The organism is Pantoea sp. 18069 (assembly GCF_902706035.1).
Taxonomy (GTDB): domain Bacteria; phylum Pseudomonadota; class Gammaproteobacteria; order Burkholderiales; family Burkholderiaceae_C; genus Comamonas.
In genome coordinates, this window is the sequence record NZ_CACSJA010000006.1 from 54607 (window position 1) to 75758 (window position 21152).

Sequence of the window (21152 nt, forward strand, 5' to 3'; positions counted from 1 at the left end):
CGGTGTTCCAACGCCCATGCCACGGGCTTCAGCGTCCATGCAGTGCCGTCCATGCCGAGTACTCGGACGGTCGCAAGCCATAGCGCCCCAGCACGCCCTCATGCAGCCGCCTCAACTCCGCGATCACCAAGGCCTGCACATCTGCGCGCTCTTGCTGGGGAACATGCTCTGTCACGCAGCGCTCAATGCGGGACAGTGGGTCAAGCTGCGGGTGGGTGATGACGTCTCGCAGAGTCTGCTTGATGAAGTCACGCCAGGCCAGTCGCAGGGGGTCGGGCTCCGCCAGATCCTGCTTGATGGCCAGATACTCCTGCGTCGAGCGTTCGTAGGCCCAGACGTAAAGGTCGCGCAGCAGTTCGACGCGGGTCATTTCGTATACGCCGAGGGTGGCACGACTGTATGCCGGCTCCGGCACATCCAGAAAGGTCAGCGGACACAGGTTGGCGCGAAACAGCGGCAGGTTCGCGGCCAGGCGGGAGGTGCGCTTGTTGATGTCGGCAAAAGGCTGCAGATAGGGCAAGTGCACCATCATGAAAAACGACTGCTCGAACGGATCTTGAATCCGGTTGGCCTTGCCCAGCAGTACATCCAGCGCGCCTTCGATCTGCTGCGGTGTGGACAGCGGACGGTAGACGCTTTGTCCGATATCGACGGCGTGCTGGCGAATGCGTCCTTCATCGGCGGGATTGGGCAGCAGGTTTTCCGCCAGCGCGCTGTGCAGGTTCATCAACGTGTAGCGGTTGAATTCGGCACTGTCGACGTTCTCGACCAGCAGCTCGATCGCCGTCTTGTGGTTCAGGATCATCTGCGTCTCGATGGCCGCCTTGCCCCGTGCTGCCTTGCCATGCTCTATGAGTTCACGGGTGTCGAGCCGGGAGTAGGTATTGCCCTCCAGGTGGCTCGATGCCCATGACAGATCAATCAGCAAGCGGTCCAGAATGGCGCGGCTGTAAGTGCCTGCAGGTGCGCCCACATCAGCGGTTCTGCCCATCTTGTGCAGTTGGCGGCGCAGCGGCTCGGACAGATACCAGGTTTCATTCGGGCTGTAGGCATCGAGAAAGTCACGCTGATAGCCCACGGGCTTGCGCGCCGGCACGGGTTGATCGATGTAGGCAAGAATGTCCTGGCTGTCGGCAGACAGGGGAATAAAGGGAGGGAAGCCATCGGCTTTGCCGGCCTGCGTGTCCCTGCCGATGGGGGGGGGCGCTCCAAAATAACGCCGTGCTCGGCCCTCACCCTGCGCAGTCACCTGGCCGCTCTCGATCAGCTTGGCGATCAGACGTTGGGCCGTCCTCCTGGGAATTTCAGGGTGCCTGGTCAAGAGCTCCGCCAGCGTCAGACCGCTGCCGGAAGCCCGTATGCTGTTCAGCAAGTCATTGGTAGAAGACATGGCAGTGTGGCGCTGTTTACCAAAAATGTGGCGTGGTTTTGGCGCAGTTTATCAAACTGCGCCATTTGCCGGCACAATATGGCGCAGTTTATGGCGACCCGTGGCAAAGGCATGCCGGTGCGTACCAGGGGCGGGTAACGGGAGATCGGGACAGCCGTACCCCCCATCACATGATCGGCGGTGGAATCGGCTACTCGCTCAATAAAGTTAACGCATATGCCCTCGGGGGCCGGTGGCAATACGGTCTCAAGCGGCCCCTCGTGGGGTCAAAGGTGCAGCCGGGAGCCTGCGAGGTTTGCCGTGTTGCTACGTTCGGTGAGCTGTTGCCGCCATCTGTGCGAGGAATGGGCCTTCCTGGGGCTGCGTACGTTCAATGAGAAAGTCCTCGCGGTTCTTGCCGGCGATCCACGCGGGCGGCTTGCCTCGACCGGTCCAGGTCGCTCCCGTTTTCTCGTCCAGGTACTTGGCTGTCACTGTCATTGCGACTGGCTTCCAGGGAAACACCTGTTGGGCGGTGAAGCCAAACTCGTTCACCAGCTCAAGTACCTTCTTCAATGCTTCCTGGGACGCCTCTTTGCGGGCTGCTGCAATCCTGGCATCGAGCTGCGCTTGTTCGGCCAGGAGTTCCTTCAGTGTCTTCGTCATTTATGCGTTTCGATCATGTCGTGCGGAACAGCCACACGTTGCCGAGATTATCTTGGTTTTTGGTGGGGCACAGGTTCAGTGATTGGGAGCACCGTTCACTGTGGCAGCTCCTTGTGTCCGGTGATGGCGCCTGATGCCGCTGGCGCACGCTCAACCGGTGCAGGCCTGGTCACGGCGCAGGCCATTGGCGGCCATGAATTGCGGGTATTCTCGCGGCCTATGCTCTTCGATACCCGCACCATGCGTTACCTGCTCGCCGTGGCCGACCTGGGCAGCATGACCGCCGCTGCCGCGCATTTGGGTGTGGCGCAACCGGCGTTGAGCCAGGCGCTGCGGCGCGTGGAGCAAGCGCTCGGCGTGCGCCTGTTCGAGCGTTCACGCCGCGGCGCGGTGCTCAACAGCACGGGCCTGGCAGTGATCGACGACGTGCGCGCAAGCATGGCGCTCGCAGAGTGCGCGGAGCGCAATGCCAGAGCCATCGCGGACGGCAAGACGGGACGGCTGCACATCGGCTTTGTCACCCATGCGGTGTACGACGTACTGCCTACGGCGCTCAAGCTGCTGCACGCGCAGTTTTCCGGCACGCAGGTGGTCCTGTCTGAAATGGGCAATGCCGATCTGATGCAGGCCCTCACCGAAGGCCGCATCGATCTGGCCATGCTGCACACGCCGGTGGCCTTGCAGGGCCGTGTGCGTCAAAAGCTGGTGCGACGCGACCCGCTGGTGGCGGTTCTTCCCGCCAACTACCCGCTGCCTGCCGATGGCCGAGCCGCGTTGGCCGACCTGGAGCGGCTGGGACTGGTGTGGTTTCCCGAAGCGCAGCTGCCCACGCTGCGCGCGGGCATTGCGGGTGCGTTCTCGCGCGCCGGGCTGGCGATGCGCGTGGTGCAGGAGGCCAACCGCTCGCTCACGGTGCTGTCATGCGTGGCCGCGGGCGTTGGCGCATCGCTGCTGCCGCAATCGGCCGAAGTGCTGCAGCACCGGGGCGTGCGCTTTGCGCCGTTGTGCGACGGCGAGCGGCTGCCGTACTTCGAGCTGAGCGTGCTGTGGCAGGCGTCAGGCAGGGCCACCATCGCGGGCCAGCTGGCCGATCTGCTTTAGAACATGTTTACGATCTCTTCGCGCCGCGACAGAGCCTGGGCGGGATGGGATGCTAGGCGCAGTACCGCAGCAATAGCCCCGCTATTGCGAGGATCTGCAACGACGCAGACCGCCCGCCAAGGCACTGTCCCGAAGGGTTGGGACGAAATCGGGCGATTTCTTCGCGCTGCAGCTTGCTTGCACCCCGGTGCAAGCTGCGCCGCAGCGCTTCGAACTCATCCCGATTGCGTCCCAACGCGACGCGTTGAGATCGTGAACACGTTCTTAGTCCAGCGAAATGCTCGCCTGCTTGCCCAGCGCTGTCCAGCGGCTGATTTCGGCGCGGCGGAACTGATCGAGCTCCTTCGGGCTGGAGCCGATCACCTCGGCACCCAGCGACATCAGCCGGGCCTTGACCTCGCGGTCGTTCAGTGCGGCAGACACGTCCTTGCTGATCTTTTCCACGAGGGCGGCGGGCGTGCCCGCAGGAGCGAACAAGCCATTCCACTCGTACACATCCACGCCAGCTACCCCGGCCTCGGTGAAGGTGGGCGTATTGGGCAGCACGGGGGAGCTGTGCCGGCCTGCCACGGCCAGGGGCCGCAGCTTGCCGCTCTGGATGAAGGGCAGGGACGAAGCCAGGCTGGCGAAGAACACGGGCACGTTGCCGCCCATCACGTCCACCATGGCCGGGCCGCCTCCGCGGTAGGCCACGTGGGTCATTCTGGCGCCGGTCTTGATGGCGAACAACTCGGCGGCCAGGTGCTGCGCCGAGCCGTTGCCCGACGATGCGTAGTCCAGTTTGCCGGGGTGGGCCGTGGTGTAGGCGATGAGCTCCTGGACCGATTGCGCGGGGAAAGCAGGATTGACCACCAGCACGCTGGGCACTTTGACGAGCAGCGACACGGGCGCGAAAGCCGTCAGCGTGTCGAACGGCATGCGCTTCTTGAGCGCCGGGTTCTGTGCATGGTTGGATGCATCCACCATCAGCGTGTAGCCGTCGGCCGGCGATGTCAGCACGGCTTGGGCGCCAATGATGCCGCCGCCGCCCGCACGGTTGTCCACCACGACGGGCTGGCCCCAGATCTGGGAAAGCTTGGTGCCCAGAATGCGCGCTGCCACATCCACGGTGCCGCCGGGCGGGTAGGTCACGACCAGGCGCACGGGCTTGCTGGGAAAAACCGTCTGGGCTTGCACGGTGGGGGCCAGCGCCAGGGCGGCGAGGGCGAAGGCTATGGAACGTCGTTGCATGTTGTCTCCTGCTGGTTTGAATTAATGGGGGATATTGAACAGTTCGGCCGCCGTGGTGCCCAGAATCTGGCGACGCTGGGCCGCATCCGGCACCCAGTCGGCCAGGGCGGCCAGGCTGGGGCCATAGGTGGCCAGGTGCTGGTGCTGCGTGTGCGGCCAGTCGCTACCCCATACCAGGCGCTGTGGACCAAAGGCGGCCAGCAACTGGCGTGCGCATTCGCGGGCGGCGGCCGCGTCGCGCGCACTCTGGTGATGGGCGTTGCGGTAGGCGGCGGACAGTTTGACCCAGACCCGCCCTGAATCCGCATGGCGCAGTAGCGCGGCAAAGCCGGGGTCGGTGCTGGCCTGGTCAGGGTCGGGCCGACCGAAATGGTCGATGACCACGCGGCAGCCCGCCGGCGCGGCGGCCTCGATGAGGGGCGAAAGATCGGCGGCCTGGCGATGCAGCTCCAGGTGCCAGTCGAGTGCCCGGATGCGCGCGAGAAATGCCTGCCATAGGGGCCGCGTGAGATCGGGCAGAGGCTGGCCCACCAGGTTCAGGCGCACGCCCACCACGCCGGCGGCGGCCAGCGCGGCGAGTTCCTGCTCCGTGGCCGCAGGTTCGAGCATCACCACGCCGCGCAGGCGCCGGGGGTGCTGGCGCAAAACGCTCAGCAGGTAGCTGTTGTCGAGGCCCAGAAAGCTGGGCTGCACCAGCACACCATGGGTGCAGCCGTGCGTGTCGAGCAGGTCCAGGTATTCGCCGGGCGTGGCATCGAAGTCGGGCGCGTAGCGGCGTGCAGCTGCCAGCGGCATCTGGCGCAGAAAGACATGTGCGTGGGTGTCCACCCGGAGAGGTGCAGTCATGGAGCGACTGTATGTTCCCCTGTGCCCGGACGTGAGTGGGGCGCTGATGCCTATCCATAAGCAGCCGTTATGGCAAAGCGCCATCTCGGTCCACCGTCCACGCCACACCAGTCATTTGCGCGGCGTGAGCCTGGAGCCGGGCGCACCGGTCGCTGTCTTGGGTGACTGCGGACCACAGTCCCTTTGTATTCGGGAGGCGTCCGTCTGGGATGGCCGCTGGCTGCCAAGCGACAGTTCCGTGCCCCTGGAAATGTCCTCGGTAAAGCCTTGAAGAATGAGCAACTCGGGAGAGGGTTTGGGCCGAGCGTGCATATGCGCCGGGATCTGCTGCCGATGGATGCTCCGCTGCACTGATTCGCTATAAGCGGCCCTTGTCATTACTTGTCTTCGCAGTCCGTTCCGGAAGCTTGCACACGTATTTTTGGATGGACAGCTTCAAGGGCTGGCTGCGGGTCCAACGATCACGCCATGGCAGGCCGTTCGGCAGGGCCGAGCTAAACAGCGGGACGATGCCGCCGGATTCGTCGCCAACGGCTGGCCAAATCCAGCGAGTCTCAGTGTTTCCACGGGTGTCATCATGAATTGTTACCGGTACCATCGGCGGCCTGATACCGGTAACATGATTTGGCGTGGTGCTGGTTGATTACAACGACTTGGAGACACTTAGATGAAACTTGCCCGTGTATTTGGTGGGATCGCCACCGGCATCCTGATAACTTCCGCAGCCTGGGCGCAGGCGTTTCCGCACAAGCCGGTGACCGTGGTCGTGCCCTTCGTACCAGGGGGGTCGTCTGATGCCACGATGCGTGCGCTGTCCATCAAGCTCGGCGAGAACCTCGGTCAGCCGGTCATTCTCGAGAACAAGCCGGGCGTCAACGGCACCCTGGGCGTCGGGCTGGCCTTGCGCGCACCTGCCGACGGCTACACGCTCACCATCGGCTCGGTCGGCACCTATGCCATCTCGCCACAGCTCATCAAGGCGGTGAAGTGGGATCCGCTGAAGGACGTGGACATGCTTGGCATCCCGGTACGCACCGTGAACGTGATCGTGGTGACGCCCAGCTTTCCGGCCAATACGCTGCCGGAGTTGCTGGACTACATGAAGAAGAATCCTGGCAAGGTTTCCTTTGCAAACTCCGGCGAAGGCTCGACCGACCATCTCACCAGCATGCTGCTATGGCAAAAAACGGGCGTGGCAGGCCTCAACGTCGCCTACAAGGGCGGTGGAGCAGCCCTTACCGATGTGATGGCCGGGCATGCGAACGTGCTGATCACCAATCTCAGTGTCCTGCTCGCACAGATCAAGGCCGGCCGACTCAAGGCGATCGCGGTGACGGCCGAAAACCGTATTGCCGAACTTCCCAACGTGCCCACCGTGGCCGAGTCCGGCGTCAAGGGCTTGGACGTGTATTCATGGCAGGGCATCGCCGCACCCAAAGGGCTGTCCCAGCCAGTCCGCGACAAGATCACCTCGGCGCTGGTTGCCACGTTGAAAGACCCCAGCGTCGTCAAATCGCTGGAGCAGGGAGGGTTCGAAGTCGTCTCTCTGAACTCGACGCAGGCGCAGGCGCTGCTGCAGTCTGAAATACAGCGCTGGAAAACGGTGATCGACGTGGCCGGCGTGAGGGCGGAGTGAGCCATGGACACGCATGAGCAAGTCACCGCTGCGCGGCACTCCGTATCCGGGCACTCGCCGACCGACTCCTTCCTCGGCTATCCGCGCGATGCAGGGAGGGCGGGCACACGCAACTACATCGGCGTTTTCATCGCCGGCAACTGTGCGGCGACGGCCGCGCGCCTGGTGGCCCGTCACTTCACCTCGCGCCGCCTGGCCGCCTATCCGAATGTCGACGGTGTGCTGGCCTTCATCCACGAACTGGGCTGCGGCATGGAGAAGTCCGGCGAACCCATGGACCTGCTGCGGCGCACGGTGGGCGGCACCGTCCGCAACCCCAACCTGGCCGGCTCGGTGATCATGGCCCTGGGCTGCGAGCGCAACAACATCTACGGCCTGCTGGAGCAGGAAAAGCTGGTGGCCGGGCCGCTGCTGAAGACGGTCGTCCTGCAGGAAGTCGGCGGCACGGCTGCTGCGGTCGAGCAGGGCATTGCGGCGGTGCAGGCCATGCTGCCGCTGGCCAATGCGGTGCCGAGGCAGCCAGTACCGGTGAGTGAACTGGTGCTCGGCCTGCAGACCATCGACGTCGATGCCGCGGATCACCATGCCCGCCAGGCGCTGGGAGCGGCGGTGGATCTGCTGGTGGCGCAGGGTGGCACGGCCATCGTCTCGGCCACCACGCGGAACGCATCGGCCCTCGCCGCAAAAGCGTCCGCGCCGCGGACCGCCGACGCCCTGGCGCAGCGCGTGCATTGGTGGCATGGTTACTCGGCCGGTCGCGATGTGCGCTCGGTCCGCTCCGAAACCGCTCGCGACACGGATGTGTCATACATGGGCGGACAAGACCTGCAGGAGGTTTGCGCCTATGCCGTGCCCGCCCGGTCGCGGGGCGTAGTGATGATGGATTCACCCGGTTACGAAGCGATGTCCGTTACAGGCCAAGTCGCCGCCGGCGCCACGCTGGTGTGCCTGCTGACCAGTGCAGAAAGTGCCTTAGGTGCGAACGGCGCGCCCACCGTTCGGCTGGCCGCCAGCCATGGCCTGTTTGCCCGCTCGCCCGAAGAAATGGACCTCGACTGCAGCGAAGCTGCGTCTGGTGCGATGCCGGTCTCCGAAGTGGGCCGCACCATCTATGAAAGCTGGCTGCACCACGCCAGCGGCATTGCGACCAGTGCAGAGAACCTGGGCCTGGGCGAGGGCGAGTTCGTTCCCTGGCCGATTGGTGTCATTGCTTGAACAAGGATTTCGCAACATGTCGACTTTTGCCCCTACCCGGCTCGATCTGCCGCCCATGACGGCAGCGTCCGCCAGTACCGCGCAGGCGGGCCTGCGCAACCCGTTCATCCGCCTCGATCCGCAAGACAACGTGCTGGTCGCCCGGGCCGATGTGCCAGCGGGCCTGTCGGTGCCAGTTGAAGGCCTGACCACGCTCCAGGCGATACCCGCCGGCCACAAGGTGGCGACCCGTGCGTTCTCCAAGGGCGACGCCGTTCTCAAGTACAACACCGTGATCGGATTCGCCTCCGAGGACATAGCGCCCGGCACCTGGGTGCACAGTCACAACATCGCGTTCAGCGATGTGGAGAAAAACTACCGGCATGGCGAATGCTACGTGCCGACCGAGATACTGCCGCCCGAACAACGGGCCCGGTTCCAGGGCATCGTGCGCCCGGACGGCCGGGTCGCGACCCGCAACTACATCGGCGTCTTCATCGTCAGCCACAAGGCTGCCGTAGTGGCGCGGCAGATCGGGGCCGCGTTTGACGAAGACACCATGGCCGCCTATCCGCACGTCGACGGCGTTGCCACCTTCGCACACGACCAGGGCGCCGGCATGGAACTGAGCGGTGAGCCCATGCAGGTGCTGCGCCGCACCCTGGGCGGCTACATGCGCCACCCCAATATCGCTGCCTCACTGGTGATTTCCTTCGGCGACGAAGACAACGAACTGGAGGGCTTGCTGGCCGACCAGCAACTGACGCGCTCCCCCCGACTGCAGACGCTGAGCGTGCGCGAGGAGGGAGGCATACGCAACGCGGTGGCCAGGGGCATCGCGCTGGTCGAACAAATGCTGCCCGAGGCCGAGATGGCGAGGCGCGAGCCGGTATCGGCCGAACACATCGTGGTGGGCATGCAGTGCGGCGGCTCGGACGGTTTCTCGGGGCTGTCGGCCAACCCCGCGCTCGGCTACGCTGCGGAGATACTGGCGCGCAACGGCGGCACTGCGATCCTGTCCGAGACCACCGAAATATTCGGCGTCGAGCATACGCTGACTGCCAGGGCCCGCACGCCGGAGGTCGGCCGCAGGCTGGTGGCGCGCATGGATTGGTGGCTGCGGCACTGCGAAGGTCGGGACACCCAGATCAACGGGCAGGTGAGCCCCGGAAACCATGCTGGCGGGCTGGCAAACGTGCTTGAAAAATCGCTGGGCGGCGCCAAGAAAGGCGGCAACCTGCCCTTGATGGACGTGTATGAATATGCCGAACCCATCCGGGAGCACGGGCTGGTCTTCATGGATACGCCGGGCTACGACCCGGTCTCGGCCACTGGCCAGATCGCGGGCGGCGCCAACCTGATCTGCTTCACCACCGGCCGTGGGTCCTGCTTCGGATCGGTGCCTGCGCCCACCATCAAGCTGGCAAGCAACACGCCGATGTACCAGCGCATGGTGGCCGATATGGACATCAATTGCGGGGCCATCATCGACGGCGAGGCTGAACTGGCAGACATCGGCCAGGTCATCTTCGAACGCATCCTGCAACACGCCTCCGGCGAGCCTACCAAGAGTGAAAAGCTGGGCGTCGGCGTGAATGAGTTCGTCCCTTGGCCGCTGGGCGCGAGGGATTGAAAGGGCGGGCTTGGGGCAGTTACCTCTAGAATCACCAGCTTTATCCACTCCACTCACGCTGTGGCGCAGTGCGCCCTGCGTCGGTCAAACACCGCGTGCCCGCCGTTCCCCCCAAAGCCCCGCTCCCCCGTCCTTCCGCAACCGCCGGCACGGTGAGCGTGACGCTCGCAGACGTGGCCCGCGTGGCGGGTGTTTCCAAGATGACGGTCTCGCGTGCGCTGGGCAATCCCGGCATCGTGTCGGAGGCTACGCTCAAGCGGGTTCAGGACGCCATCGCCCGGACCGGTTATGTACAGAACATCCTGGCCGGGGCTTTCCGGTCCAACCGCACCAGGCTGATCACCTGTCTGGTGCCGACCATTGGCGCCGGTTCGGTTTTCATGGATGCGGTGCAGTCCATGAGCGAGGAGTTCAAGGTCGCCGGTTACCAGGTCATTCTCGGCCAGTGCGAATACGACGCGGCCGATGAGGAGCAACTGGTCGAAGGCATGCTGGCACGCAGACCCGAGGGCCTGGTTCTCATGGGGCCGGTGCACTCGGCAAAGGCGCGGCGCCGCCTGGGCGAGGTCGGCATACCGCTCGTGGAAGCCTGGGCGATGGCCGGCAAGCCCATCGATTCGATGGTGGGGTTTTCGCATGAGCAGGTGGGCCGCGACGCCGCGCGCTACCTGTTCTCCAAGGAGCGGCGGCGGATCGCGGTCATCGCTACCGACGAGCCGCGAGGTATCCTGCGCGAACAGGGATTCATCAAGGCAGCTCGAAAGCTGGGGCTGACCGGGCGCAACGAACCAGTGCCGCACTGGCGCTGTCCCACGCCTTCGCGGCTGCGGCACGGCAGGCAGGGAGCGGCGCTGCTGCTCGACGCCCATCCGGACATCGACGCGATCTTCTGCGCTACCGACCTTGTGGCGCTCGGCGTCCTGATCGAGGCGCGGTCGAGGGGGCTTGCAGTGCCGCGGCAACTGGCTGTCGTCGGTTTCGGAGACGCGGACTTCGCGGTGGATACCGATCCGTCGCTGACCACAGTAAGGGTGGACAGCCAAGCGCTCGGCCGACGTGTCGCCGCCGTGCTGATCGACCGCATCGAAGGCGTTGCCGAGGCTGGGTACGTTGAGGATGTCGGTTTCACGTTGATCGAACGCGATAGCGCCTGACGGCCGCTTGGGGCAAAGGCCGCGGCCAGCGCGTCATAGCCCGCAGCGGATTCGTTCCCAATATGCTGGCGGGAGGACTGTCTTCACAGCGCAGTCGACTGGTGGCGGCCATCGTCCCGCAAATGGTCAATTCGATCTTCATCGAAACCATCCAGTCGTTCAGCGAAGTACTTTGGCAGCACGGTTACCAGGTGATGTTCGCCATGTCGGGTTATCCGGATTCGCGGGAGGACGAACTGGTTACGGCCATCCTGGCGCGCCGCCCTGAAGCGATCTACCTGACCGGTGTGAGTCGGTCGCTCGCCACGCGGCGCCGGCTCGCGACCTCGGGCATTCCGGTCGTGGAGGCATGGGATCTGACGCCCGCGCCTTCGCACAGGAACTGAGCAAGGCGCTGGGCCAGCAGGTCTACGTGGAAAACCGGCCGGGCGCCGGCAGCACCATCGGCGCCGAAGCCGGGGCCAAAGCCACGCCTGATGGCTACACGCTGGTGCAGACGGTCAGTGCGCTGTATGGCGTGGCGCCGCTGGTCTATCCCAAACTGGGATACGACGTGGTGAAGGATCTGCGATCGGTCATCGTTCTCACATCGTTCGACAACGTTCTGGTAGTCAACAGCACGTTGCCGGTGACCTCGATGAAAGAGTTGATCGCCTATGCCAAAGGCAAGCCGGGCGAGGTGACGTTTGCGTCGAGTGGAAACGGCACCACTACCCACATGTCGGGCGAGATGTTCAAGCAGATGGCTCATATCGACATCCGCCACGTGCCCTACAAAAGCGGCGCGCCGGCCACTACGGACGTGCTGGGCGGGCAGGTCAACATGATGTTCCACAACATTCCTTCCGTCATCCAGCACATCAAGAGCGCAACACTGCGGGCACTGGCGGTCACTGGTGCGCAGCGCAGCCAGTTCCTGCCGGATGTTCCCACCGTGGCCGAAGCCGGCCTGTCGGGTTACCAGTCGTCTGGCTGGTTCAGCATGTCCGTGCCTGCCGCGACGCCGCAGGCGGTGATCGACAGACTGTCCAAGGCGTCCATGGAGGCGGTCAAGTCGCGCGGTTTCGTCAAGTCCATGAACGAGAGCGGCTTCGATGTCGTCGGCGGCACGCCCCAGCAGATGGATGCCATGGTGCAGGACGAAATCCGGCGCTGGGCTCCCATCGTCAAGTCATCGGGCGTGCGCGTCGACTGACGCTTCTGGCAGGGCTGGACATTGATACTGTCCCCACGGCGATCACGTCCTCCCGGCCGACCATGCCGCCGGGGGCGGGGATGCACTGCGCGGTGATGCGATGGAAGCACCCTTTCGAATTCGCTCCACTGCGTCTTGGTACAGAAAAACCGTCTCCCGCGGCTCCGGAGTCGTGAACCGAACAATGAGCTTGAGGTCCGTCTCCAGATTCCTGAAGAATGCGGATACCGCAGCCCTGAAGGGCTATGACGCGGGCAAGAAAAAGCTCCGCCAGCGTCAAACCGATTTCGCAAGTCCGAATGCTGTTCAGCAAGTCATTGGTCGAAGACATGGCAGTGTGGCGCAATTTATGGAACCCGGGCCGGAGCCTCGGTCCGAAGTTGTTCGGTGCATGCGAAGACGATGGGCTTGCAGAGCACGCCTTCAGCTGCGCTGATGGCCCAGTACCGGATCCCGCGGCCTGACATGGGCTTTCTTCAAGCCAAGCGGCATGGATTCTTTCTGGCGAACGTCGTGGGCACCGGGGGCAAGGCATGGGCCGCGAGCGCCGCAGGACGAGTCGCGTGGGCAGCTTTCATACCGGATGGACGCGCCTGTGCAACTGGCTTGTGACAAACGGCCCTTGTCGGTACTAAAGATGGGCCTTGCTCGAGTGCTGGCGCAACTCAAACCGCCGTGCCCCGCGCCGCCATGAACTGCTGCCCCACCGCCGTGACCACCTCGGCGCGTGCCGCCGTGCGCAGCTGCACCAGGGCGATCTGGCGGCTTTCGGCTGCCTGGGGAATGGGTACCACCCGCAGCTGCGGGTTGTTTTCCCAGGCATGCCTGGCCAGAAGCGGCAGCATGGCCACGCCCATGCCGTCGCTCACGAGTTCCACAATGGTCTCGATCGAGTTCAGCTCCATGAACTCCTGGGGCTTGGCGCGCAGCCGGCGCAGCGTGCGATCGACCAGTTCGCCCGTGTGTTCGGTGCGGTCAAACCGGATGAACGGATAGCGCTCCACCATGATGACAGGCTCGGCCAGCCTGGAGGAGCGCGACGTCAGCAGCACCATGGGCTCGGCGTACAGCGGAGTCCAGACCAGCGAGGGGCGCTTGAGGGCCGGGTCATGCACCACCACGGCCGCATCGAGCTCATGGTTTTCCACCTGGGCAATCAGCCGGTTGGACTTGCCCGAGACCACATGCAGGTCCACCGCTGGATGATGGCGCTTGAGCTCCAGCGTGGCGCGTACCAACTGGCTCAGTGCCGAGACGATGGAGCCGAATTGCACGGTGCCGGCCAGCGGCGCATCCGCCTGGGTGCCGTGCTTGGCCTGCTCGTACAGTGCCACCAGCTGCGTGGCAATGGGCACCAGTGCCCGGCCCTGCTCGTTGAGCGCCACTTGCTTGCCCTGGCGGGTAAACAGCTTGCGCTTGAGGTCTGTCTCCAATGTGCGCATCTGCAGGCCCACGGCCACCTGGGTCAGCCCCACACGATGTCCGGCAGCCGTGAACGAACCTTCCGTGGAGACGGCCAGAAAAGTGCGAAGAATCCGCAGGCTTGGCATAAATGGTTTTCTTTCAAGAAACGGAAGAAAGTCCAGCTTTCACAAAGCGCTTTCTATCATCAAAATCGGCGTCATCAGTCCTGCAAGCTGCATTAATTCTGGAGTTTTCTATGCTTGAACACATGTCCCGCCGGCTTTTCACCTGCTGCGCCACCTTGCTGACCTGCGGCGCCACGGGCCTGGCCACGCCGGCCCTCGCCGCCGATGTCTGGCCTTCACAGCCGCTCAAGATCATGGTGGGCTTTGCCGCGGGCGGCGCCAACGACATGGTTGCGCGCATTCTGGCCAAGGAGCTGCAGCAGAGCCTGGGCCAGACCGTGGTGGTGGAAAACAAGGGCGGCGCGGGCGGCCTGCTCGCCAATGACATCGTGGCCAAGGCGCCCAAGAATGGCTACACCTTGCTGCTGGGCTCCATCGGCAGCAACACCATCGCGCCGGTGCTTTCCAGGAAGCTTTCCTTCGACCCGCGCAAGGACCTGGAGCCGATCAGCCTGGTGGCGGAGTCGGGCAACGCCCTGCTGGTGACGGCCAAGCTGCCCTACAAGACGGTCCAGGAAATGATAGGCGCCGCCCGCAAGGAACCGGGCACCATCAACTACGCATCTTCTGGCAGCGGCTCGACCCTGCATCTCGCAGGCGCGCTGTTCGCGCAGCAGGCGGGCGTGAATCTGGTGCATGTGCCCTACCGGGGCAATGGCCCGGCCATTGCCGATGTCTCCGCAGGCCAGGTCCAGGCCATCTTCTCGGGCATTCCGCCCGCCATTACCTCCGCCAAGACCGGCCAGACCCGCATTCTGGCGGTGACCACCAAGGAGCGCGTGAAGTCCCTGCCCAACGTGCCCACCGTCGCCGAAGCCGGCCTGCCCGGCTATGCCTTCACCTCCTGGTATGGCTTGTTCACCACCGGTGGCACGGATCCGGCGATCGTTGAAAAGCTGGCACAGGAAGTGCGCAAGATCATTGCCCGCCCCGATGTGCGCGCGCAACTCGAGGCCCAGGGGCTGACCCCCGAAGCCAGCGACCCCAAGACGTTCAAGGAGCAAATCGACCGCGAGCTCACACGCTGGACCCGGGACGTCAAGGTTCTGGGCATCTCCGCCGACTGAATTTCCAAGAGCCCGCGCCCATGTCAGGAACTCCCATGAATGCCCCGTTTTCCCCCGGCAACCCGTACAGCTCCGTGCGCGTTCCCGTTTTTGCACGCAATGGCGTGTCGACCTCCCATCCCCTGGGGGCGCAAGCCGGCTTGCGCATGCTGTGGGCCGGTGGCAATGCCGTCGATGCGGCCATAGCGGCAGCGGCCGTGATGGCCATCGTCGAGCCTGTCAGCAACGGTCTGGGCTCGGACGCGTTCTGCATTCTGTGGGATGGCTCGCAGTTGCACGGTCTCAATGCCTCGGGCCGGGCGCCCCAGGGCTGGACGCCGGAGTATTTCGAAAAGCGCTACGGCCGGCAGGCCAGGCCGCCGCGCCGCGGCGTGGACTCGATCACCGTGCCCGGGGCCGTCAGCGCCTGGGTCGCATTGCACGAGCGCTTCGGCAAGCTGCCGTTTGCCAGCCTGATGGAGCCCGCCGCTGAAATCGCCGAGCGCGGTTACCTGGTGCCACCCGTGGTGCAGCAAAAATGGGCCGCGGGCGCGCCAGAGCTGCAGGCGCAGCCGGGATTCGCCCAGAGCTTTCTGCCGTCGGGCCGGCCGCCTGCCGTGGGCGAGCTGTTTCGCTTTCCTGCGGCCGCGCGCGCGCTGCGCGCCATCGGTGCCAGCCAGGGCAAGGCGTTCTATGAGGGCGAAATCGCCGCGGCGGTCACTTCCTTTGTCCAGCAGCACGGCGGCTGCCTGAGCATGGCCGACATGGCCCAGCACCAGGCCGAATGGGTCACGCCAGTGGCCAAGGACTACCGTGGCTACACCCTGCACGAGATTCCGCCCGGCGGCCAGGGCATTGCGGCGCAGATCGCGCTGGGCATCCTGTCGAATTTCGACCTGGCCGGCCTGCCACTCGATGGCGTGGCTTCCCAGCATCTGCAGATCGAGGCCATGAAGCTGGCGTTCGCCGATGTCGACCGCTATGTGGCCGATGCCGGCATGGAAGTGACTACCGCGCAAATGCTCGACGACGCCTACCTGGCAGCGCGCGCAAAGCTCATCGATCCGCAGCGCGCCCAGGATTTCAAGGCCGGCAATCCGGTCCAGGGCGGCACCATCTACCTGAGCGCGGTCGATGAGAGCGGCATGATGGTCAGCTTCATCCAGAGCAACTTCGCGGGCTTTGGCTCGGGCGTGGTCGAACCGAGCTTCGGCATCAGCCTGCAAAACCGCGGCTACGGATTCAGCGCCAACCCCCAGGGTCCCAACCGCGCCAACCTGGTGGGCCCGGGCAAGCGACCGTTTCACACCATCATCCCGGCCTTCCTGACCAAGGATGGCCAGCCGGTGATGAGCTTCGGTGTCATGGGCGGCAACATGCAGCCCCAGGGCCATATGCAGACGCTGGTGCGCATGATCGACTACGGCCAGTCGCCCCAGGCCGCCTGCGATGCGCCGCGCTGGCGCTACAACGCGGGCCTGGCGCTCAATGTCGAAGCCGGCATGGATCCCGCGACTGTTGCAGGCCTGCAGGCCCTGGGCCACCAGCTGGAGGTCATTGACGATCCCTACCAGGACTTCGGCGCCGGCCAGTTCATCTGGCGCATGGGCGACCCCGCTGTCGAGGGCTACCAGTTCGCCAGCGATCCGCGCCGCGACGGCCTGGCCGCAGGTTTTTAGCAGCAGGTTTCCCGCTCCAGGCATGAGCCCCCTGAATGTTTCAGCCTTGCCGCAACGACCTGCGCCGGGGTGGAGCGGGATAGCCAGGCCCGCACGCGCAAAAATCGTTTCCTGGTGGAGCACGGGCAGGGCGGGGTGGAGGGGGAGGCCGACTTTTGCTGCCCGCAGACAGGGGCACTGCTGACGGGGCGGGCCGCTTACATCGTGGTGACACCCAGCACCTCACCCCGGGAGTGCGCAGCCAAGGCGATACCTTCAAAACAAAATAGAATATTAATTGTTTGCTTAATGCAAATATCGATATAATAGAGTGATTCCAACTGCAGCGACTGTCTTTTACAGACGCCGCAACCCCTGCCCAGTGCCGGCAATCTGCACCCAGGCAGGGTGCCTTTTGCGACCTTTGTCGCCCAGTTGGCTGTAGAGCTGCAGCCAACCGAGTTCCTAGAAGCTCACGCAGGTCGATTCAAGCCTGCGTCCCTGAATGAACCAGATTTCACAGACCGCCATTTCCATGGGCAAGTACGTCGTTTCGCCCGCGACACACCAGACCAAATGTGGCCGCTTCAGCGCCTCTTTTTCGGTCCATCGGTCCCAGAGCAACGGCAGCTACTGCCGTGTGTTCCGTTTTGACAAAACCTTTGCCTCGCGCGAAGCCGCCCGGATCTTTGCTGTGACCCAGGGCTGGCTGCAAACGTGCATGCCGCACCTCTCTGCGTGCTGATGCTCTGTTCACCCCAGATCCAATCCCCGCTTTCCCGTTGCTGCGGACTCCCGATCCGTACGTTCTTATTCCAACGGTGCGCTATTCGTTGTGCGCCACTATTTAAAAAGGCTCTTTCATGAGCAGCAAAATCTACGTGGGCAACTTGCCCTACTCCGTGACCGATTCCAGCTTGGAAAGCAACTTTGCCGAGTTTGGCAGCGTTTCTTCCGCCAAGGTCATGATGGACCGCGAAACCGGCCGCTCCAAGGGCTTCGGGTTTGTGGAAATGGCTTCTGCTGAAGCCGCCCAGGCCGCGATCACCGGACTGCACGGCATGTCCGTCGATGGACGCTCGATTGTCGTCAACATGGCGCGCCCCCGCGAAGAAGGCAGGAGCTCGGGTGGCCGCAGCGAGGCTGGCTACACTTCCAGCAATCGTTCGGACGTTGGGTATGGCAATGGTGGCCAAGGCGGTGGTCGCTACTGAGTCCAGTCGACTCCTGTGAAAGACCGGCTCTTTCCTGAGTCGGTTTTTTTTCGTCTCGATCGGCGTTGCTCGATGGTCAGGCAGGCTTGGCTGCGATATCGCTGGCGGAGCCCAGAGTCTGTAGAACCCTCGGTCTCATCTCAATCAGCTGCTTGCGACTTGTTGGATGCTTTCAATGAAGAAAAATGCGCTCTTTCGCCTGCGTCTCTACCGTGACGATGTCATCGCCATAGGTCCAGGCAAAGTCCAACTGCTGGAAGCAATTCAGAAGCACAAGTCCATTTCCGCAGCTGCGCGCAGCTTGGGCAGTCGTATCGGCGAGCCTGGAATCTGGTCGACGAGATGAACCAGGCGTTGGTGCAGCCGGTGGTGGCGTCGGGGCGGAGCACAGCTCACGGTGACGGGGCGGGAGGTCGTGGCCCGTTACCGGGCAGTTGAAAACATTGTCCAACAGGCCGCAGATCAAGAGTTGAAGGTCCTGTTGGCGCTTCTCAAATAGCTGCAGCGGAATTTGAGCGACGCAGGCCTCAGTCGTCGACCCCGATCATGACGGAAGACGCCTTGATTACGCCATAGGCCTGCGCACCCTCCTTGAGACCCAGGGACTCAGCAGAAGTGCTGGTGATTGTCGAAGTGATCTGCACGCCTGGCGCGATCTCCAGGGTGATCTCCGTGGTTACGGGTCCGCGGACGATGGCCAGGATCTTGCCTGACAGGACATTGCGCGCACTGATTTTCATGATTCACTCCAAAATGGCTGGTTGATGCTGCGTTGCAGCGTAGGGGTGCGAGGACACGCACCGTGCCATTGTCCACGCTGAGGAAACATGCCAAGTAGGCTTTGGCCGCTGTTTCCACGAAAGCACCGTTCAGTATCGAAACCGTGCTCCCGGCAAGTCTCTTATCGGGCCGCTGTGCCTACAGCTCCATCATCTGGAAATCGGATTTTCCGACGCCGCAGTCGGGACACAGCCAGTCGGCGGGCACGGCCGCTCATGGCGTTCCAGGGGCGATGCCGTGCTCCGGCGCGCAGTCTTCCTGGTCATGCAAAGAATGCATGCCTGAACCTTGAGCGTGTGGCACGCGACATCGATAAGCAGGTGGCCTAACGGCCAAGGCGACAACTGCCTTGACACACGCAGTAATGGCGACATGTGTGAGCTTCATGTCGTTGACCCGCTGCTCGGCTCAGCCACTCCACCCGCCCCCAACACAGCCAACTCATTCGACACCCCAGCCCACGCCGCATCAAACCCGGCCGCCTTGCGCTCGGGCGGCACGGGATGCGCCCGCAACGCCCAGGTGGCACCGGCCACCACGCTGTCGATCACCGGCACCGCCACCTGGGGCTGCACCGCCGCGGCCATGCCTGCCAGGCCTGCGCCACCCAGGATCACGGCCTGCACGCCCATCTGGCGCACCACGTCGCGGCAGGCCTGGGCCAGCAGGGTGCGCGCGGCTTGCGGGTCTGCCGCCAGTTGGGCGCCCGTGGGGGCCACGGTGTGGATGCCTGCGAGCGCATGGGCCTGCCCGAGCTGCTGCGCCAGGCGCTGCAGCATGGGGCCCCAGCGCTCGCCACCGGTCACGATGGCAAAACGCCCATGGCGCGCGGCTTCGATGAATGACGCCTCGGCCAGGCCGGTGACGGGCACCGGGCTGCTTTCGCGCAAGGCCATGAGGCCGGGGTCGCCAAAGCAGCCTATCAGCACGGCATCGGGCCGTGCCTGGGGTTGCGCGAGGTCATGGGCCCAGGCATCCAGCGCGGCATGGGCTGCCACGGCGTAGCTGGCTTCGCAGGCAATGTAGGGGGCGCCAAAACGCGCCGTGGCCGTGCGCACCGCGACATGCGAGCCTGCGGCGGCCTGCACATGCTGGCGCAGCAGCGCGCTGACGCGGGCCGAGGTGTTGGGGTTGATGACGAGCAGTTGGCGCATGGGTCGCGGGGCGTTGAAGATCAGACACCGCCCAGCAACCGGGTCAGATCGAGCGTGTCGGCTGCCGGGGGCGTGAATTCAAGCTGCGCCTCGATGCGCACCAGGTGGTCCAGCATGCGGCGCGCCGCCTCCTTGGCGTCGCGCAGGCGAATGGCGTCGATCAGCGCCCGGTGCTCGCGGCAGCCGCAGGCCGTGGCCTCCTCGCGGGTCTGGGCGTGGGAGGGGCTGTAGGTCATCAGGATGAGCGAGGTGCGCGAGACCAGCTCGCGCAGGATGCGGCCCAGCGTCTGGTGTCCGGCGGCCTGCGCGATCTGCAGATGAAAGTCGCCTGACAGGCGAATCGCACGGCGCATGTCGCCGCTGGCGCGCGCCGCCTCTTCGTTCTCGATGCAGTTGCGCAAGGCCGCGATGTCTGCATCCGTGGCGTTGGCGATGAACAGCTCCACCAGCCGCGGCTCCAGCAGGCGGCGGGCTTCGAACACCTCCAGTGCCTCTTGCGGTGTGGGCTGGGCAATGGAGGCCCCGCGATTGGGCGTGAGGGTCACCACCTGTTCGTTGGCCAGCCGCACCAGCACGGGCCGCACCCGCGTGCGCGACACGCCAAACGCCGTCGCCAGCTTGTCTTCCACCAGCTTGGTGCCAGGGGGCAGGCGGTGATCGAGGATGGCGGACACCATGCGGTCGTACATGTCGTTGTCGCTGAGCTGGCCGGTCGCGTCGGGCTGGGCAGGGGGCTGGGTCACCGCGGCGCGTGCGCGCCGGGGCTTTGGGGTAGTTATTGTCATAAGGGTGCCGTTTTTAACCCGTGCGGCCCTTGCCGCGTCGCCCCAATGCCCATACCAGCGCCAGCGTGATGCCCATGACCGCGAACGACACCACCGTGGTCAACGTGCCCAGCGCATAGATGGATGGGGTGGTCACGGTGCTGGTAAGGCCCTGCAGTTCCAGCGGCAGCGTGTTCACATCGCCAATGGCTTGCGAGGTGCGTGCGATCTCATCCCAGCTCAGGGTGAAGCCGAACATGCCTATGCCCACGACCGAGGGCGCGATCAGCGGCAGCACCACATGCGCAAAGCCCTGCCAGGGCGTGGCACCCAGGTCGCGTGCGGCCTCTTCGTAGGCGGGGTTGAAGCGGTTGAACACCGCGAACATGATGAGCAGGCCGAAGGGCAGCGTCCAGGTCAGGTGCGCGCCCAGCGCCGAGGTGAACAGGCCCAGCGAAGTGCCATAGCCCTCCAGCGCGCTTTCCATGCCCAGCCATTCGAGCGTGGCCTTGATGGCGTTGTCCATGAGCCGGAACTCCAGCCCTATGCCCAGCGACACGATGATGGACGGCATGATGAGGCTGGCCACGACGATGAAGAACAGCGTGTTGCTGCCGGCCAGCCGCTTGCGAAACGCCAGGCCGGCCAGCACCGACAGCACCACCGTGCTGAGCATCACCGCCGCGCCCAGGCCCAGCGAGCGCCACAGCGCCGCGCCTATGTCCACCACGCCCAGCCCCTCGGCGAGCTTGTGGAACCAGTGCAGCGACACACCGCGCATGGGGAAGGTGAGCCCGCCTTCGGGCCCCTGGAAACTCAGCAGGAAGATGACCAGCATGGGGCCGTACATGAACAGCACGAACAGGCTGAACACGGTGGCCAGGGGCCAGAAGCTGGCGGGGCGGGTTTCGCGGACTTTCATC

General features: G+C 64.5%; 21 protein-coding genes and 1 pseudogene. 12 read left to right on the forward strand and 10 right to left on the reverse strand.

Features of this window, described 5'->3' with window-relative positions:
* Positions 1-28 precede the first annotated feature (28 nt).
* Both GVL12_RS06870 and GVL12_RS06875 read right to left on the reverse strand, forming a co-directional pair.
* Positions 29-1390, reverse strand: a complete 1362-nt coding sequence (locus tag GVL12_RS06870; protein ID WP_159912211.1) for a Fic family protein — start codon at positions 1388-1390, stop codon at positions 29-31.
* 306 nt (positions 1391-1696) lie between these two features.
* Positions 1697-2035, reverse strand: a complete 339-nt coding sequence (locus GVL12_RS06875; RefSeq protein ID WP_159912213.1) for an H-NS family nucleoid-associated regulatory protein — start codon at positions 2033-2035, stop codon at positions 1697-1699.
* A gap of 240 nt (positions 2036-2275) precedes the next feature.
* Here GVL12_RS06875 and GVL12_RS06880 point away from each other — a divergent pair, with 240 nt between their 5' ends.
* The gene (locus GVL12_RS06880) at positions 2276-3136 is read left to right on the forward strand and encodes a LysR family transcriptional regulator (protein WP_200843560.1); all 861 of its coding nucleotides are present in this window, start codon (positions 2276-2278) and stop codon (positions 3134-3136) included.
* A 264-nt stretch (positions 3137-3400) separates the two neighbouring features.
* On the opposite strand, the gene GVL12_RS06885 is transcribed toward GVL12_RS06880, so the two are convergent.
* Together GVL12_RS06885 and GVL12_RS06890 are read right to left on the reverse strand one after the other, a co-directional pair.
* Positions 3401-4366 carry a tripartite tricarboxylate transporter substrate binding protein gene (locus tag GVL12_RS06885; protein ID WP_159912217.1) on the reverse strand — a complete coding sequence of 322 codons (966 nt, stop codon included), beginning with the start codon at positions 4364-4366 and terminating at the stop codon, positions 3401-3403.
* A gap of 21 nt (positions 4367-4387) precedes the next feature.
* Positions 4388-5212, reverse strand: a complete 825-nt coding sequence (locus GVL12_RS06890; RefSeq protein ID WP_159912219.1) for an amidohydrolase — start codon at positions 5210-5212, stop codon at positions 4388-4390.
* Between the two features lie 667 nt (positions 5213-5879).
* On the opposite strand from GVL12_RS06890, the gene GVL12_RS06895 reads away from it, so the two are divergent.
* The 6 genes from GVL12_RS06895 (at position 5880) to GVL12_RS06920 (ending at position 12024) form a co-directional block, all read left to right on the forward strand.
* Complete coding sequence (locus GVL12_RS06895) at positions 5880-6848, forward strand: tripartite tricarboxylate transporter substrate binding protein (protein ID WP_159912221.1); 969 nt, start codon at positions 5880-5882, stop codon at positions 6846-6848.
* A 3-nt stretch (positions 6849-6851) separates the two neighbouring features.
* On the forward strand, positions 6852-8063 hold the full coding sequence (locus GVL12_RS06900) for a UxaA family hydrolase (protein WP_159912223.1): 1212 nt from the start codon (positions 6852-6854) through the stop codon (positions 8061-8063).
* Positions 8064-8079: 16 nt separating this feature from the next.
* Positions 8080-9675, forward strand: a complete 1596-nt coding sequence (locus GVL12_RS06905; RefSeq protein WP_235033816.1) for a UxaA family hydrolase — start codon at positions 8080-8082, stop codon at positions 9673-9675.
* A gap of 152 nt (positions 9676-9827) precedes the next feature.
* The gene (locus tag GVL12_RS06910) at positions 9828-10829 is read left to right on the forward strand and encodes a LacI family DNA-binding transcriptional regulator (protein WP_159912225.1); all 1002 of its coding nucleotides are present in this window, start codon (positions 9828-9830) and stop codon (positions 10827-10829) included.
* Between the two features lie 122 nt (positions 10830-10951).
* Positions 10952-11215, forward strand: coding sequence for a hypothetical protein (locus tag GVL12_RS06915; RefSeq protein ID WP_159912227.1), 264 nt, complete (start codon positions 10952-10954; stop codon positions 11213-11215).
* Positions 11179-12024, forward strand: a complete 846-nt coding sequence (locus tag GVL12_RS06920) for a tripartite tricarboxylate transporter substrate binding protein (protein ID WP_159912229.1) — start codon at positions 11179-11181, stop codon at positions 12022-12024. The genes GVL12_RS06915 and GVL12_RS06920 overlap by 37 nt, the downstream gene beginning before the upstream one ends.
* A 665-nt stretch (positions 12025-12689) precedes the next feature.
* On the opposite strand, the gene GVL12_RS06925 is transcribed toward GVL12_RS06920, so the two are convergent.
* Positions 12690-13574, reverse strand: coding sequence for a LysR family transcriptional regulator (locus tag GVL12_RS06925; RefSeq protein ID WP_159912231.1), 885 nt, complete (start codon positions 13572-13574; stop codon positions 12690-12692).
* 110 nt (positions 13575-13684) lie between these two features.
* Here GVL12_RS06925 and GVL12_RS06930 point away from each other — a divergent pair, with 110 nt between their 5' ends.
* The 5 genes from GVL12_RS06930 (at position 13685) to GVL12_RS26235 (ending at position 17877) form a co-directional block, all read left to right on the forward strand.
* Complete coding sequence (locus GVL12_RS06930) at positions 13685-14680, forward strand: tripartite tricarboxylate transporter substrate binding protein (protein WP_159912233.1); 996 nt, start codon at positions 13685-13687, stop codon at positions 14678-14680.
* 35 nt (positions 14681-14715) lie between these two features.
* The gene (locus GVL12_RS06935) at positions 14716-16338 is read left to right on the forward strand and encodes a gamma-glutamyltransferase family protein (RefSeq protein WP_159912235.1); all 1623 of its coding nucleotides are present in this window, start codon (positions 14716-14718) and stop codon (positions 16336-16338) included.
* Between the two features lie 484 nt (positions 16339-16822).
* The gene (locus GVL12_RS06940) at positions 16823-17062 is read left to right on the forward strand and encodes a hypothetical protein (RefSeq protein WP_200843561.1); all 240 of its coding nucleotides are present in this window, start codon (positions 16823-16825) and stop codon (positions 17060-17062) included.
* A 118-nt stretch (positions 17063-17180) separates the two neighbouring features.
* Positions 17181-17531, forward strand: a complete 351-nt coding sequence (locus GVL12_RS06945; protein ID WP_159912237.1) for an RNA-binding protein — start codon at positions 17181-17183, stop codon at positions 17529-17531.
* Between the two features lie 175 nt (positions 17532-17706).
* A complete protein-coding gene (locus tag GVL12_RS26235; RefSeq protein WP_200843562.1) occupies positions 17707-17877 on the forward strand; it encodes a winged helix-turn-helix domain-containing protein in 171 nt (56 codons plus the stop codon).
* 181 nt (positions 17878-18058) lie between these two features.
* Here GVL12_RS26235 and GVL12_RS06955 read toward each other — a convergent pair whose 3' ends face one another.
* The 5 genes and pseudogenes from GVL12_RS06955 to GVL12_RS06975 all read right to left on the reverse strand — a co-directional run bounded on the left by GVL12_RS06955 (position 18059) and on the right by GVL12_RS06975 (position 21151).
* The gene (locus GVL12_RS06955; RefSeq protein WP_159912239.1) at positions 18059-18271 is read right to left on the reverse strand and encodes a molybdopterin-binding protein; all 213 of its coding nucleotides are present in this window, start codon (positions 18269-18271) and stop codon (positions 18059-18061) included.
* 178 nt (positions 18272-18449) lie between these two features.
* Positions 18450-18590: pseudogene (locus GVL12_RS26240) on the reverse strand (rubredoxin).
* A gap of 104 nt (positions 18591-18694) precedes the next feature.
* Positions 18695-19465 (reverse strand): aspartate/glutamate racemase family protein, encoded by a 771-nt coding sequence (locus GVL12_RS06965; RefSeq protein WP_159912241.1) that lies wholly within the window; start codon positions 19463-19465, stop codon positions 18695-18697.
* A gap of 20 nt (positions 19466-19485) precedes the next feature.
* A complete protein-coding gene (locus tag GVL12_RS06970) occupies positions 19486-20250 on the reverse strand; it encodes a GntR family transcriptional regulator (protein WP_159912243.1) in 765 nt (254 codons plus the stop codon).
* Positions 20251-20263: 13 nt separating this feature from the next.
* Complete coding sequence (locus GVL12_RS06975; protein ID WP_159912245.1) at positions 20264-21151, reverse strand: ABC transporter permease; 888 nt, start codon at positions 21149-21151, stop codon at positions 20264-20266.
* Between the last annotated feature and the right edge of the window lies 1 nt (position 21152).

Excerpts from the sequence above, each read along its gene's own strand:
- GVL12_RS06870 (WP_159912211.1), bottom strand. The coding sequence starts at position 1,390 with ATGTCTTCTACCAATGACTTGCTGAACAGCATACGGGCTTCCGGCAGC.
- GVL12_RS06875 (WP_159912213.1), bottom strand. The coding sequence starts at position 2,035 with ATGACGAAGACACTGAAGGAACTCCTGGCCGAACAAGCGCAGCTCGAT.
- GVL12_RS06880 (WP_200843560.1), top strand. The coding sequence starts at position 2,276 with ATGCGTTACCTGCTCGCCGTGGCCGACCTGGGCAGCATGACCGCCGCT.
- GVL12_RS06885 (WP_159912217.1), bottom strand. The coding sequence starts at position 4,366 with ATGCAACGACGTTCCATAGCCTTCGCCCTCGCCGCCCTGGCGCTGGCC.
- GVL12_RS06890 (WP_159912219.1), bottom strand. The coding sequence starts at position 5,212 with ATGACTGCACCTCTCCGGGTGGACACCCACGCACATGTCTTTCTGCGC.
- GVL12_RS06895 (WP_159912221.1), top strand. The coding sequence starts at position 5,880 with ATGAAACTTGCCCGTGTATTTGGTGGGATCGCCACCGGCATCCTGATA.
- GVL12_RS06900 (WP_159912223.1), top strand. The coding sequence starts at position 6,852 with ATGGACACGCATGAGCAAGTCACCGCTGCGCGGCACTCCGTATCCGGG.
- GVL12_RS06905 (WP_235033816.1), top strand. The coding sequence starts at position 8,080 with ATGTCGACTTTTGCCCCTACCCGGCTCGATCTGCCGCCCATGACGGCA.
- GVL12_RS06915 (WP_159912227.1), top strand. The coding sequence starts at position 10,952 with ATGGTCAATTCGATCTTCATCGAAACCATCCAGTCGTTCAGCGAAGTA.
- GVL12_RS06920 (WP_159912229.1), top strand. The coding sequence starts at position 11,179 with ATGGGATCTGACGCCCGCGCCTTCGCACAGGAACTGAGCAAGGCGCTG.
- GVL12_RS06925 (WP_159912231.1), bottom strand. The coding sequence starts at position 13,574 with ATGCCAAGCCTGCGGATTCTTCGCACTTTTCTGGCCGTCTCCACGGAA.
- GVL12_RS06930 (WP_159912233.1), top strand. The coding sequence starts at position 13,685 with ATGCTTGAACACATGTCCCGCCGGCTTTTCACCTGCTGCGCCACCTTG.
- GVL12_RS06935 (WP_159912235.1), top strand. The coding sequence starts at position 14,716 with ATGAATGCCCCGTTTTCCCCCGGCAACCCGTACAGCTCCGTGCGCGTT.
- GVL12_RS06940 (WP_200843561.1), top strand. The coding sequence starts at position 16,823 with ATGAACCAGATTTCACAGACCGCCATTTCCATGGGCAAGTACGTCGTT.
- GVL12_RS06945 (WP_159912237.1), top strand. The coding sequence starts at position 17,181 with ATGAGCAGCAAAATCTACGTGGGCAACTTGCCCTACTCCGTGACCGAT.
- GVL12_RS26235 (WP_200843562.1), top strand. The coding sequence starts at position 17,707 with ATGAAGAAAAATGCGCTCTTTCGCCTGCGTCTCTACCGTGACGATGTC.
- GVL12_RS06955 (WP_159912239.1), bottom strand. The coding sequence starts at position 18,271 with ATGAAAATCAGTGCGCGCAATGTCCTGTCAGGCAAGATCCTGGCCATC.
- GVL12_RS06965 (WP_159912241.1), bottom strand. The coding sequence starts at position 19,465 with ATGCGCCAACTGCTCGTCATCAACCCCAACACCTCGGCCCGCGTCAGC.
- GVL12_RS06970 (WP_159912243.1), bottom strand. The coding sequence starts at position 20,250 with ATGACAATAACTACCCCAAAGCCCCGGCGCGCACGCGCCGCGGTGACC.
- GVL12_RS06975 (WP_159912245.1), bottom strand. The coding sequence starts at position 21,151 with ATGAAAGTCCGCGAAACCCGCCCCGCCAGCTTCTGGCCCCTGGCCACC.